Origin of the sequence: Novosphingobium sp. PP1Y (assembly GCF_000253255.1) — a bacterium.
Lineage (GTDB): Bacteria > Pseudomonadota > Alphaproteobacteria > Sphingomonadales > Sphingomonadaceae > Novosphingobium.
In genome coordinates this window covers 328223-341758 of record NC_015580.1, presented here as the reverse complement: position 1 = coordinate 341758, position 13536 = coordinate 328223, and the positions used below count along the sequence as shown (strand labels likewise).

Genomic DNA, 13536 nt, shown 5'->3' with positions numbered 1-13536 from the left:
GCTCAACTGATGCTCGATTAATTGCTGACAAATGCGATGGCCCCGCCCTGAGGCGAGGCCATCGTCGGTGCTTCAGCTCGGCGGGTTCCAGATGATGACCTTCTTCGCAGGGTCATCGCCGGGAGCATTGGCGATGTTGCCATAGATTGTGCCGAATTCAGGAGCCGAGAGCGAGACCGAGACATATTCTGCGCCGGTGTTCTGCGAGAAGCGCTTCCAGCCTGCGCCCAATTCGAAGCCGTTCTTGCGGCTGACGATGCGATAGTCGGGTTCGCTGTCCTTGGTCTTGCGGTTGTTCGGGATGATGGCGATCGGTGCGGACACAGTAAGCGTTGCGAGGTTGCCTTCGAAGCTGTCGTCGGACTTCACGGTGAGGTTTGCGATGGTAGCCATGTCGTTTCTCCTAAAGGTGGTCGGGGACCATCCCCGATGGCGCCAAAAGAAGGGGCCGGGAGCCGCCGTCACCGCAGCGTCAGCGAAGGGCGAACCCCGCACGGGGTTGACGGTATTAGGCGTGACGAGACCCGCAGACAGGCGACAAGGAGGGGTGGTTTTCGTTCCGCCCGAGAACGAATGTCAGTCGGCAATCGCCGCTTTCGTCGACCAAAAGTCGGAGGCTTCCTCCCCGCCGGATCACTGCCTTGAGCGCAGCAGCAATCATCCCTCACACGCAGCCACTGGCTGATCGAGAGGCGTCGTTGCCTTGGACAGCGGACGGGCAACAGCGGAGGGCTCTCGCTGCATTACGCTAATCGTAATGTGCAATATCAGCTCTCATGTTGACTTTTGTGCAGAATATGAGCATATGAAGCCATGAAAGGATGTGCCGATATGGGTATCCAAGCTGCAGCCAAAGCGCCTGCAAAGGGACTTGATCGCAAGGATCTGACGGGGCCAGCCCTGCGGACGTTCTTCCGCATTGCCGATGCCTGGGGCCTGAAAGAGCAGGAGCAGATGCGCTTGCTCGGTCTGGAGAGCCGCTCGACCTTCCAATCCTGGAAGCGCGGCGTGGTCGCGGCGCTGCCCAAGGATGCGCTGGAACGGATTTCCTATGTCATGGGAATCTACAAAGGCCTGCAGATCCTGTTGCCGAAGACGGCGGATGAGTGGGTGCGCAAACCCAACAAGGCGCAGGTTTTCGGCGGCGCCTCGGCGCTTGACCGGATGATGTCGGGCAATGTCGCCGATCTCTATGTCGTGCGTCAGTATGTTGACGGGCAGCGCGGCTGACCCGTGGACATTCCCACGTCTGAAGTCCGCTGGACACCCTGCTACCGCATCATCCCGAGCCGATTTCCGCCGATCTCGCTGTTCGAGGCGGTTGCCGATCCTGCAGATCTTGAAGCGGTCTACGCCATCGAGGCGATGACCAATGATCGTCTGCGCGACGAGGCAGGCGAGCTGTCGCTCGTGCCGCCTGAGGACCGCATCTCAGGCCCCGGTACGTCGGCGATCATGGCGGCGTTCACCCACCTCAATCCGGTCGGCGACCGCTTCACCGACGGTAGCTACGGCGTCTTCTATGCCGGCCTGACACTGGCCACCGCCATCGCCGAGACCCGCCATCACCGCACGCACTTCCTTAAGGCCACCGACGAACCGGCGCAGGAACTCGACATGCGGGTCTATGCCGTCGATCTCGACGCGAGCCTTCACGACATCCGTGGGCAGCGGGAGGCGTTGCCCGCGCTGTACCATCCGAGCAGCTATGCCGTGTCTCAGGAAACCGCGCGGACCTTGCGCGATGCCGGGTCGGACGGGATTGTCTATGAAAGCGTCCGCAATCCCGGCGGAGAATGTGCCGCTGTGTTCCGGCCTCGGTTGTTATCGAACTGCCGCCAGGAACGGCATCTCTGCTATGTCTGGGATGGCAGCGTAATTGGCACAGTCTATGAGAAACGGTTGCTGGATAGTTGAAGGGCTGCCAGTATTTCATCCCAGATCAGTCGCTCCGCCGCCGCAAACTTTCCCAGAGGCTATCGTGAACTAAGTCGGTTTTTGGCTCGCCGGAACAACAGAGTCTCGGACTTGGCTGTCTCTCCAAAAAGCATGCTGAATGACTGGCTTTTCCTGAAGCAGACTCGAACTTGGTTTTGAGTGCAAACTGCGACAATCAAACCCGCTTTTGATTCGCTCACCGAATGGGGCGACCGCTTGCAATCTAATAGAATGCCCGAAGGCGACAGTCTTGCCCACTAAACCGGCCTAGTACCGCCGCCAGGCCGGGGTCAGGCAGTGCCCCAAAGGTATGGAGAGGCAAATGGTGCCGGATCGGCAGAAAATCGCGGCAGGCGCGCAGCAACCCGAAAAGTTCGATGTGATCATCGTCGGCGCGGGCATTTCCGGGATCGGCAGCGCGACCCTGCTGCGCAAGCATTGCCCGGATTTGAGCTTTGCCATTCTCGAGGCGCTGGAGGGCCACGGCGGCACTTGGCTGATTCACAAATATCCTGGCACCCGTTCCGACAGCGACCTGTTCACCTTCGGCTACGGCTTCAAACCTTGGACGGGGCAGCCAATTGCCTCGCGCGACCAAATCCTCGACTATCTGGGCGAGGCGATTGCCGATGCCGGTCTCGGCCCCTCCATCCGCTATGGTCACAGCGTGAAATCTGCCGACTGGTCCAGCGAAACGGCCAGATGGCAGCTGACGGTCGAACGCAAAGGGGCCGGCGATGTGGTGCAGATGGAGGCGAGCTTTCTGTGGATGTGTCAGGGCTACTACCGGCATGAGAAAGGCTACACGCCCCAATGGCCAGGCATGGACAAGTTCAAGGGCCAAATCATCCACCCCCAACACTGGCCAGAGGGTCTCGATCTGGCGGGTAAGAACGTAACTGTGATCGGTTCGGGTGCGACCGCGGCAACCCTGATCCCGGCGCTCGCTGATAAGTGCGCGCATGTGACCATGCTGCAACGCACGCCGACCTATTTTGCCGCCGGTCGCAACGCCGATGTGCTGGCCGAGGAATTGCGTAGGCTCGATGTGGACCCTGAATGGATCCACGAGATCATGCGGCGGAAGGTAGTGCGCGACCGGGCCGATCTGCTCGACCGCGCACAATCATCGCCCGACAAACTCAAAGCGATGTTGATAGGCGGGGTTCAGGCGTTGCTTCCGCAAGGGTTCGATGTCGAAAAGCATTTCACGCCGCCCTATCGCCCGATGCAGCAGCGCGTGGCGTTTGTGCCGGACGGTGACCTGTTCAATGCCATTGCCGCGGGCAAGGCGTCGGTCGTGACTGATACGATCAGCACCTTCGACGAAGCCGGGATCGTGCTCGCTGCGGACGAGCGGATCGATGCCGATGTGGTGATCACCGCAACCGGCTTCGAGATGGCGGTGATGGGCGAAATCCCGTTCAGCATTGATGGCGTGCCGGTCAACTTCGCGCAGACGGTGACCTATCGCGGGATCATGTTCACCGGCATTCCCAACATGGCCTGGGTCTATGGCTATGGCCATTATAGCTGGACCCTGCGCGCAGATCTTGTCGCCGGCTTCGTGTGCCGCCTGCTCGATCACATGCACAATGCCGGTGCGAGCAGCGTCATGCCGACGCTGCGGCCCGAAGATCACGACATGGAATTGAAGCCATGGGTCGATACCGATTACCTGAACCCCGGTTATCTGCTGCGCAGCCTCGACCGGCTGCCCCGGCGCGGTGACACCCCCGAATGGCAGCACAGCCAGGACTATTTCTACGAAAGCGAGGCGATCCCCGCGATCGATCTGGCCGACCCGGTGTTCGCCTATAGCTATTGGTCAGAGCAGCGCGCAGTCGCCGGCTTCAAACATTTGGAAACGATGAGGACAGCAGGATGAAAAGCATGAAAAGCGGGGTGGCCGTGGTTACCGGCGGGGCTTCGGGCCTTGGCAAAGCCATGGCTGAGGAGGCTGCGCGGCGCGGCATGAAGGTGGTGATCGCCGATGTCGAGGCCGGAGCGATGGAGCAGGTGGTCAATGATCTGCGAGCAACTGGCACCGAGGCCATCGGCGTGCTGACCGACGTGACCAACGCGGAGTCGGTCGAGGCGCTGGCGGTCGCCACCGAACAGAGCTTCGGGCCGCCCAATCTGCTGTTCAACAATGCCGGTGTCGCGTCGGGCGGGCCGATCTGGGAAAGCACCGAAAAGGACTGGAAGTGGCTGTTCGGTGTGAATGTCGATGGCGTCGCCAACGGTGTGCGCAGCTTTACCCCGCGCATGATCGCAGCCGCCGCTGCCGATCCGGGCTATGAAGGCTGCATCGTCAACACCGCATCCATGGCGGGCCTAGTGACCGCGCCGGGCATGGGCATCTACAGCGTGTCCAAGCACGCGGTGCTCGCCTTGTCCGAATGTCTCTACCACGATCTCGACCTGATCGGGCCGCAGGTGCGGGCGGCGGTGTTGTGCCCTTTCTATGTCAGCACCAACATCAGCCAGTGCCACCGCAATCGCCCCGCCGATCTGGCCAATGACAGCGGGCCGACCCGCTCGCAGCTGGCCACGCAGGCGATCTCCGCCAAGGATCTCGCCAACGGCACGCTGACGCCCGAAGAGGTGGTTGCGATCACCTTCAAGGCGATCGAGGAAGACCGTTTCTACATCTATCCCAGCCCCGAACAGCTGCCGATCGTCAAAAGCCGACTCGATCATCTGGCCAGCGGCACCAATCCCGACATTCCCTATGAGGACATTCCGATGTTCAAGGCGCGGCGGGACAGTTTGAAAGCCGCGCTGGCCGGGTGAGCGGGTCCCGCCTTTGCCGTTCCCGTCACTTGTTGTAACCCTCTGGCGGTGGGCTGCATCGATCTGGCGGCGCGGAGGGTGTGCTTGACCGAACCGGGAAAACTCGACGAGGAGCTGGACGCCCTGTTGCGTCGCCATGCGCGGCAGCGCGTGCTGGCGCGGGGCGAGGCGCTTTACGGGCACGGTTCGCCGCCCGATGCCCTGTTCTGCGTCGATCATGGCATCATTCGGCTGAGTGTCACCAGCCCCGCCGGCCGTGAAGCGGTGCTCAGTCTGGTCACGGCAGGGCACTGGTTCGGCGAGGCATCGCTGTTCACCCGCGAACCGCGCGGCAATGATGCGATTGCGGTCGTGGAAAGCGCCGTGCTGATCGTGCCAGCCGCCACGCTGCACGCCCTTATCGATGACCGGCCCGAATATTTGCGACAGTTTCTCGCCATGATGGGCCAACGGTACAGGACGGTGCTCAGCCGGATGGACGACACGGTGCTGCTGCCATTGCCTGCGCGGCTTGCGCGGATCATCGTCCAGATGACGGATGCAGGCGGCGAGGCGGGCGATCCGCTGATCCTTCACTTCTCGCAGGAAGAGGCGGCTCATATGCTTGGCGCATCGCGGCAGAGCATCAACCGAGTGCTCAAGCGATGGGAGGCCACAGGCATTGTGAGCTTGGGCTATCGCACGCTTACTCTGGCCAATCTCACTGCCATACGGCGGCTTTGCCTCGCGTGAGCTGCATGGCGAGAGGTTGCATCTCGAGATGGAGCAAGCCAACCAATGTGGCCTGCGATGAATACTAGAAAGCAGCTATTCGCTTTGCCACCCAGCTGCGGCCATGCGCACGGTGGCGCGCGATCCGAAGACCGGAATATCGGCTTTGGGCGCAACCAGAAGTTCAATTTGTTGGAAGTGAATGACCGGTCTGGTCGGCAGCCGACAATGCTCAAGTCGGCTTGGATGAAGCTAACGGTTAAACCGCTTCTCCCGGAAATCCCAGAGCGGAATGCCCATCTTGCGCGCCTTGTCAGCCAGATTGTCCTGGATGCCGGTGCCCGGAAAGACGACCAGGCCCACGGGCAATGCTTCGAGCATCCGGTCATTGCGTTTGAACGGCGCGGCCTTCTTGTGTCGGTTCCAGTCAGGCCGGAAGGCGACCTGCGGCACGCGGCGCGTATCGGCCCAGCAAGCGGCGGCGCGTTCTGCACCAGTGGGTGTGGCGCCGTGGAGCAAGACCATGTCGGCATGACGCGCATGAACCCGGTCGAGGACGTCCCAGATGGCCGAGTGATCGTTGCAATCGGGGCCACCGGTGAAGGCAATACGGGTGCCTTCGGGCAGCAGAACGCGGGCATTCTCCCTTGCGCGTTTGTCGAGGAAGTCGCGGCTGTCGATGATGGCTGAGGTCATGGCCTTGCGGTTGACACGGGATCCGGTGCGGGGCGTCCAGGCCTTGCGTGCGTGAATGCGAAACTGGTCGGCGGCGGCTTCGCGGAAGAATTCCATCGTGTCGCGGCGTTCGATTAGCGAGATGCCTTCGGCAATTTGGCGCTCAAGTTCGACCGAGCGCACTTCGCTGCCATCCTGTTCGCGCTGAAGGCGTTTTTGCGCCTGTTCATTGTCGTCAAGATCGCGTTCGACCCGCTCGCCGGCGCGGTGGAAGATGTTGACGAGGTTCCAGAGCAGGTCTTCGAGATCAGGTTCAATCCGGGTGTCGATCAAGGCCGAGACAAGCCCGTCGAACATGTCGGCGACCGCGCCACCGGCAAGGCGGGCATCGGGTAGCGGCCTGCCATCGGGTTCGTCCTCGAAGGGCCGATAGCCGTAGAGCTGCATTTCCTGGAGGAGATAGGCGGTTGAGCCGAGTTCGGGGGTGGTGTCTTCAAGGGGAAGATCTGGGGCGCTTGCCATGATGGTCTCCGTGTCCTGAGCCGCGCCTCTCGCGGCCTTCGTGGCGACGACCAGCGGCGGCGGCACGGGTCTGCACCGCGCGAAAACGCGCGGCCGCAGCGCCAGCGGAGGATGGCGAAGCAAGGCTATTTTGTTTCGCGATGCAAAGGGGCGCAGCCCCGGCGGAAAATAGCCGCCGCGTAGCCATTGCGGTGCCCGTGTTCGCTGCCGCAGTCGCCCCCTCCCGAAGGCCGAGGGCGTGGCGACCTTCAAGGACCGGGAGAGGTGGCCATGCGTCCCACTTCCCCGGACAATCCCCCGCTTACCGGCCAGCTTTGCTCACCGTTTGAGAAGCCGCACGGCATCGGCGGCGCTGAGCTGCACCCGAATGGCCGCTGCCAACCGCTCGTGGCCATAGGCGGTAAGGTCGCTGTTGAAATCGTCGAGCCGGGGTTCAAGCGGTATGACCGCAATGCCAAACGGTTCGCAGCGCTCGATCAAGGTCGACAATGCCGTTGCCCCGGCAGGATCATCATCGCGCGCGACATAGAGGCAGCGTAGCGCAGCAGGGAACTGGATGGCAGCGAGATGGGCGGCTGAAAGTCCGGCAATCATGGGAATAGATGGCATCACCTGCCGCAACGACAAGAGAGTTTCGAGGCCTTCACCGGCAACCATGACACCGTCCGCTTTGCCGAACCGGACGCCCGAGCCCAGCAAGTGCCCCATGGCGCGTCGTGGATATGCGACGGCGGCTTTTTCGCGGGATTGTGGATCAAGCCAAGTGCGGTGAACCCCCGTGACAGTGCCCTCATTGTCGGTGACTGCAGCGATCATGGTGGGCCATGCCTCCCGCACACCAGGGACATCATCTTCAGCAGGCCGATAGTAGCAGCGCGGATGGAAACGCAGCTGATCTATGCCGGACAGATCAGTGATCGACCGGCGGCCAAGATAACGTGCTGCGATGCTGTTCATGATCGGCTTTGAAGCGGCCCATAGGCGCCGTGCCGCTTCTGGTGTGCCGGTCGGCGCCTTGCGTATGGTCGGGTTGCGCGGCGCGGTTTCCGGTGGCGGCGGCAGGCTCAAGAATTGGCGGGCTTCATCAAGTGTCTCGCGCATGGTCCGGTGGGCGCAACTCGCGGCGATGATGTCGAGTAGATCGCCATGGTCGCCGCTTTGCGCGTCTGTCCATTTGCCCGCGCCTCCACGGCTTTCGGCTGTTGCTGACAATCGGACGTAAAGACTGCGACCCGGAGAATTGTGCACATCGCCGACCAGCCAGTAGCGGCCTTCACGGCGACCATTGGACAGGTAACGGCGGCAGACCGCCTCGGCTGAGGCGGCAAGGCGGCGGGCGATATCAGTGGCGGGACTGTCCATGCGGGGCTCCTTCAGGCGGCTTTGCGTGCCGCGATCCGCTGGATCGGAAACCGGTCGAGCAGCTTGGCGAGCACATCCACCCCGACAGCCCCTGTCGGTATGTAGAGCTTGAGTTTCCACGAGACGATCTCGGAGATCAAGCCCATTGCCTTCAATCGCTCGATGCCAAGATCGTTGAAGCCGGTCAGTTCGATCCGCCAATCATTCATGGCGCGGACGCGAGCGAGCGTCTGATCTTCGGCCAGATGCAGTTTGGCATCTCCGGCACACAGCATCGCCCAAGCATCGGCAGGCACGACGGACGCCGTGTCCTGCTCAATCACCGTGGCGACCCAAGCGGGCGAAACCTTGCGGCCAATGACGCGCTCGCCAGCATCGGTTTGCAGGCGGTAGACGCGGGTCGATTCGTTGGGGAGCCGCCGCCAGATCGGCAGCAGCAGGCCGGACACCATGTGCAGGGTCGAGGTTTCGAACTCAGGCAAGTCGGCAAGTTCGGCCTGCCAGACTTCGCTGAACCGCTCACGGTCCACCGGCTCCCAATGGCTGGTCGCGAATACCTCGGCGAGAATATTGGTCGCCTCCAAAGGCCGGACGAGGCGGATGCGCGGGTGAATGCCGCCATCATCGTCGATCAGGCTGCGCGCGCGCAATTTGACTGCCGCGCGCCCAGACCGGGTGTTGATCACCAGTTCGGCATCGCGATCCACTGCCATTTCTAGCGCCCGCTCGAGCACAACCGGCTCGATCAGGTCTTTGCGCTCGATGGTCAGGAGGTGGGTCACAGCTCCGGTGCCGGGATGGGTGTAGATGGTTTTGCGGTCGGAGACCGAGAAGCTTTCGGCGCGCAGGGTTTCGAGGCCCATTTCATAGGTTCCGCTGGCGATTGCGCCTTCGACACGGGCCGTCAGCAGACCCTCGAAGGCCTCGAACAGAATGTTCTGCATGGAAATGGTGAGCGCCAGCATCCGGTTGAGGAAGGTCGTGATGGGCGGAAGCTCGTCCTTGAGCCCGCCGTCACTGTCGAGCAGCGACAGGCCGGTGGCCGTTTCGAATTGCCCGAGCGAACAGCCATCGATCTTGCCGCGCACCAGCAATTGGTAAAGCTGGCGCAGGGCATCGCGGGCATAGTAGGATTCCAGATTGTCGCTGGCGCTGAACATGTTCTGGCCGCCGGTTTGCCGCTGGCCGCGCGTGATCGCTCCGAGACTGTCGAGCCTTCGGGCGATCGTCGAGATGAAGCGCTTCTGCGCCTTCACGTCGGTCGATACCGGGCGGAACAGCGGTGGCTGCTTCTGATTGGTGCGGTTGGTGCGGCCAAAGCCCTGGATGGCGGTGTCGGCCTTCCAGCCTGCCTCGAGCAGGTAGTGGACGCGGGGGCGCTGGTTCTTCACGCCCAGGTCGGCATGATAGGATCGCCCCGTGCCGCCAGCTTCGGAGAAGACGAGGATGTGCTTCTTGTCATCCATGAACGCATGGGTTTCAGCAATATTGGCTGAAGCGGGCCGGTTTTCGACGGCGAAGCGCACCGAACCATCGTTGCTGGCGCGGGGCACTATGCGACGGGAACGTCCGGTCACCTCGGCAACCGCATCGCTCCCGAAATGCTGGACAATCTGGTCAAGCGCACCGGGCACAGGCGGCAAAGCGGCAAGCCGCTCGAGCATGGCATCACGGGCTCGGCAGGCTTCGCGATTGAGGATGGGGTTGCCGTCTGCATCAAAAACAGGCCGCGAAGCGAGATTGCCCTCGCTGTCGGTGAACGGCTCATAGAGCTGCACAGGAAAACTGTGCGCGAGATAGTCGAGCACATATTCTTTGCAGTCAAGATTTATGTCGAGCGGTTCGCATGCGGGCGCGGATTTACGTGATGAAGACATAGTTTCTACTCCAGATAATTAATGTGGTGGGACGATGCCCGGAGGCGTGAGGCCTCCGGAGTTATGCTCGTTTCCGGACGTCGTTGAGCATCATGATCAGCGGGTCAGCCGGAGGTCTGAACTTGCCTGGTTTGATAGCCGGCGCCCCGTGCGCAGCGAGGATTTGCAGCTTTTCTTGGGGGTCAGCGCGCAGATAGGCTTCCGTGCTCTGGATGCTGGCATGCCCGAGCCAGAGCGCCACTTTGCGGATGTCGCCGGTCGCAGCAAGCGTGTGCATTGCGCAGGAATGCCGGAGTACGTGAGGCGTGACCCGCTTGCGTAGCAAGGACGGCTGCTTCTTCGCGGCCGTGGCCACATGCTTGGCCAGCCTGAACGCAAATCCGTCACGGCTCATTGGTTCGTCGTTGGCGTTGAGGAATATCTCTAGCGCGTGACATCGCGGCCTGACGGCGAGCCAGGCCCGCAGGGCTGCCTGCGTTTCGCGCCAGAGGGGTAGGACGCGCTCGCGTCGGCCCTTGCCGATGATGTGGACCGTGGCGAGCGAACGTTCCGGAAAGTCTTGCATTTGTAGCGACAGCAGTTCGGCGACACGCAGGCCGCCAGCATAGGCGAGATGTAGCATAGCGCGATCCCTCGTACCCAGGCGGGAACGGGGATCCGGTGCATCCAATAGCGCGGTGATCTCGTCCCGTGTCAGATAATCGATCAGGGTCGTGTCGGTCCGCTTAGTCGGCACGGAACGGATACGTAGCGCGAGGTCGAGGCAGACGGGGACGCGATACTCGATGTAGCGGAAGAACGCCCGGATCGCCGCGAGCCGGGCGTTGCGGGTTCTGGGACTGTTCTTACGTGCATTTTCCGCATGGTCGAGGAAGGCCATGATCAACTCAGGGTGAAAATCCTCGATCGTCAGATCGGTGGGCCGTCGCTTGAGCCGATCGGCCGCGAAGCGGACCAGCAGCGCGAAGCAGTTCGCATAGGTCGTCACCGTGTGCGGGCTGACATTGCGCTCGCGGGGCAGATGATCGCGCAGGAACGCGGCGAGATGGGAAGCGAGCGCGGTCATGCTGCGTCTCCCAGGAAAAGCTGCTCGCCGGCGACGGCAATATCGCGAAGCAGGACCGGTGTTGCCTCGAGATACCAATATGTGTTGGCGACATCGGCATGACCCAGATAAGCGCTGAGCGCCGCCATATGATGGCGGATCGCCTCCCGATCGCGAGAACAGGACTCCAGTGACCGGACGGCGAAAGTGTGCCGCAGATCGTGGATGCGGATACCCGGCGTTCCGGTTGGTCCACGGAAGCCTAGCTTGCGAGCCAATCTGACGAAGACGATGTGAACAACAGTCTGGTGGGGTGCCCGCCCTCTCGTAGTGACGAACAGGTCATCACCGCTGGCGCCCAACCTCCTGCGGATATCCAGATATGTGTCCAGAGCCTCGCGCGTCGATGACAGGATCGGCACGAGACGTTGCTTGCCGAACTTGCCGTTGCGGACGATAAGACCATCGTCTGCGATATCCCCGCGCTGGAGTGCCAGAGCCTCGGATATCCGCAGCCCCGTCGTTGCCAGCAGGCCAAACAGATAGTGGTAGGTATATCGGCTGATTTTGCCTTCCGGCGGAAGATCAAGGGCAGCCTGCATAATCGCTCCAAGCTGCTCGGGCTCGATGATGTGGGGCGTCGGGCGACGACGCTTCCCACTCCCGAATACGCCCGCTGGCGGCACCTCATGCTGCTGATCCTCGGCATGGGCATAAAGGCAAAAGCGGCGCAGGTGGTCGAATCTGTCCCGGGCGACGTTCTGGGAACTGGCTGACCGGCACCAATCATATAGTCTCTCGGCTTTGATCTGCCGATCGCCAAAACCATCAGCATAGCGGGCAAATTGTCGAAGCAACCGGTCCTGCACGTCGAACTTGCGGCCGAAACTGCGATGCAACGCGACATAGCGTTCGATCTGAGTGTTCATCATGCCGCGTCCCCCGGCCATTCCTGAGCGACCTTAAGCAGCATCGGTATGTCGACCTTGGCGTAGATGGCGGTCGTCGCCGGGGAACGGTGACGCAGGATCGTGCCGACCGACTCCAGACCGGCACCGGCGCGCAGCATCCGTGTGGCCAGCGAATGTCTAAAGGCGTGGGCACCCGTCGGCACGCCCTCAATGGCGCCTCGATCAAATACACGGGCTACGATACCGGCGATCTCCGCTGACGAACTGAACGGTCGGAAAGGAGGTTGCACGCGCACGAACAACCGCTCCTCGCTAATCGGCGGCCGTGCCTGCTCCAGATAGTCGAGGATCGCATCCCCGACATCCTGGGGAAGCGGCAGGCGGTCGGGCCGCCTGCTCTTGCCACAAACCCGTAGATATCCTTCGTTCCAGTCGATATCCGTCAGGTGTAGCTGCCAGATATCGCCCGCTCGCAGGCCGAGCCTGGCCAGCAGCAGGATGATGGCCTTGTCGCGGATCTCCACCGCGGTGCCGGTCTGGCAGGATGCGATGATCTTCTCGATCGTGGCCTCATCCATGTAGCGTGGCAGGGTGCCGAGTCGATAGCGCCTTATGGGCGGAAAGGCGTGCTGGAGAGCTGGGGCGCACTCTCCGCGTGAGACGAGAAAGCGCACATAGCTCCGCATGATGCCGGCGATGGTCGATGCGGAACCGGGTGCCTCAGTGATGCGGTGGCTGACGATCCGCCTGATAACGGCCGCGTCAATATCCGACGGTGGGTCGAGCATGGGAAGCCATCGCTTCACCTCTCCGCAGTAGCGCCGGATCGTCCCGGCAGAGCTGCCGCAATGAGTCGTTAGCCATGCCTTGTAGGCGGCCAGATCTTCGTCTTGATGTTGCCGGCTATGCGCCTGCGAAAGGATATGCCGATCACGCAGAAAACCGAGGAAGCGCCGCGCGCCTTTGCTGCGTCGTAACGGTCCGTGGTGGCCGATCAGCGTTCCGCGCTTGCGGTATACCGGGCACCGACAATCGTGGCCGGCGTACTGGATGACATGTTCGTCAGTGACATCATCCCAACGCAAGCGGGAGATCCGAACCCAGGCAGCAAAGTGTGCTGCCTCGGATCGATAGCTCTTGATGCTTGCTGCGCTGTAATGCTCCTGGACGAGAAATGGCGCGTACTCCGCCAACAGTGTGTCCATCTGATCGACATCATCGGGTACGTCGACAATGCCCAGATCCTCCAGGAAGCGGACGAAACGCCGGACCTTGCTGGTGAACTTTGGTCGGTTGGGCTCATGCCGGGAAAAGCCCTGACAGCGACACTGATGCTTCTCGAAACGTCGTACGACGGGGTCATCGACCGCCGACACTGCAACGTCCTGCTGCCCGATCCAGAACAGGAAATGGCGAGCGGCGGCTTTGTAAAGCGCAGCTGATCCCGCCGCGCTCCCCAGAAGAGAAGAGTGGAAGGCGGTGGATAGAGCTTCTGAGGTGGGAGTGACTCCGGCCCAAGGTTCTGGGCGTCCGAATGAAACAATCGTCTTTGGCAACATGGTGGTTCCTCCAGCTGGTTGGGGCTGGGGCCACATTAATTATCTGGAGTAGAAACTATGTCTTCATCACGTAAATCCGCGCCCGCATGCGAACCGCTCGACATAAATCTCGACTGCAAAGAATTCGTCTTATCTGGAGA

12 protein-coding genes are annotated in these 13536 nt (G+C 61.7%); 5 read left to right on the top strand and 7 right to left on the bottom strand.

Annotated elements, in window-relative coordinates:
* Positions 1-72: 72 nt before the first annotated feature.
* Positions 73-393 carry a DUF736 family protein gene (locus tag PP1Y_RS07770; protein ID WP_013831739.1) on the bottom strand — a complete coding sequence of 107 codons (321 nt, stop codon included), beginning with the start codon at positions 391-393 and terminating at the stop codon, positions 73-75.
* A 438-nt stretch (positions 394-831) separates the two neighbouring features.
* Here PP1Y_RS07770 and PP1Y_RS07765 point away from each other — a divergent pair, with 438 nt between their 5' ends.
* The 5 genes from PP1Y_RS07765 (at position 832) to PP1Y_RS07745 (ending at position 5466) form a co-directional block, all read left to right on the top strand.
* Positions 832-1230 (top strand): antitoxin Xre-like helix-turn-helix domain-containing protein, encoded by a 399-nt coding sequence (locus PP1Y_RS07765; protein WP_013831738.1) that lies wholly within the window; start codon positions 832-834, stop codon positions 1228-1230.
* Between the two features lie 3 nt (positions 1231-1233).
* Positions 1234-1917, top strand: coding sequence for an RES family NAD+ phosphorylase (locus PP1Y_RS07760; protein WP_013831737.1), 684 nt, complete (start codon positions 1234-1236; stop codon positions 1915-1917).
* A 343-nt stretch (positions 1918-2260) separates the two neighbouring features.
* Complete coding sequence (locus PP1Y_RS07755; RefSeq protein WP_013831736.1) at positions 2261-3826, top strand: NAD(P)/FAD-dependent oxidoreductase; 1566 nt, start codon at positions 2261-2263, stop codon at positions 3824-3826.
* Positions 3823-4734 (top strand): SDR family oxidoreductase, encoded by a 912-nt coding sequence (locus PP1Y_RS07750; protein ID WP_041558667.1) that lies wholly within the window; start codon positions 3823-3825, stop codon positions 4732-4734. Before PP1Y_RS07755 ends, PP1Y_RS07750 begins: the two co-directional genes overlap by 4 nt.
* A 78-nt stretch (positions 4735-4812) precedes the next feature.
* A complete protein-coding gene (locus PP1Y_RS07745) occupies positions 4813-5466 on the top strand; it encodes a Crp/Fnr family transcriptional regulator (RefSeq protein ID WP_013831734.1) in 654 nt (217 codons plus the stop codon).
* Between the two features lie 231 nt (positions 5467-5697).
* On the opposite strand, the gene PP1Y_RS07740 is transcribed toward PP1Y_RS07745, so the two are convergent.
* From PP1Y_RS07740 to PP1Y_RS07715, 6 genes are all read right to left on the bottom strand, one after another.
* Positions 5698-6642: a DUF2493 domain-containing protein gene (locus PP1Y_RS07740; RefSeq protein WP_013831733.1), complete on the bottom strand. Its 945-nt coding sequence runs from the start codon at positions 6640-6642 to the stop codon at positions 5698-5700.
* 318 nt (positions 6643-6960) lie between these two features.
* Positions 6961-8004, bottom strand: coding sequence for a toprim domain-containing protein (locus tag PP1Y_RS07735; protein WP_013831732.1), 1044 nt, complete (start codon positions 8002-8004; stop codon positions 6961-6963).
* An 11-nt stretch (positions 8005-8015) separates the two neighbouring features.
* On the bottom strand, positions 8016-9812 hold the full coding sequence (locus PP1Y_RS07730; RefSeq protein ID WP_232512580.1) for a strawberry notch C-terminal domain-containing protein: 1797 nt from the start codon (positions 9810-9812) through the stop codon (positions 8016-8018).
* Between the two features lie 130 nt (positions 9813-9942).
* On the bottom strand, positions 9943-10947 hold the full coding sequence (locus PP1Y_RS07725) for a tyrosine-type recombinase/integrase (protein ID WP_013831730.1): 1005 nt from the start codon (positions 10945-10947) through the stop codon (positions 9943-9945).
* The gene (locus PP1Y_RS07720) at positions 10944-11858 is read right to left on the bottom strand and encodes a tyrosine-type recombinase/integrase (protein WP_041559195.1); all 915 of its coding nucleotides are present in this window, start codon (positions 11856-11858) and stop codon (positions 10944-10946) included. Before PP1Y_RS07720 ends, PP1Y_RS07725 begins: the two co-directional genes overlap by 4 nt.
* Positions 11855-13396 (bottom strand): tyrosine-type recombinase/integrase, encoded by a 1542-nt coding sequence (locus tag PP1Y_RS07715; RefSeq protein ID WP_013831728.1) that lies wholly within the window; start codon positions 13394-13396, stop codon positions 11855-11857. Before PP1Y_RS07715 ends, PP1Y_RS07720 begins: the two co-directional genes overlap by 4 nt.
* Between the last annotated feature and the right edge of the window lie 140 nt (positions 13397-13536).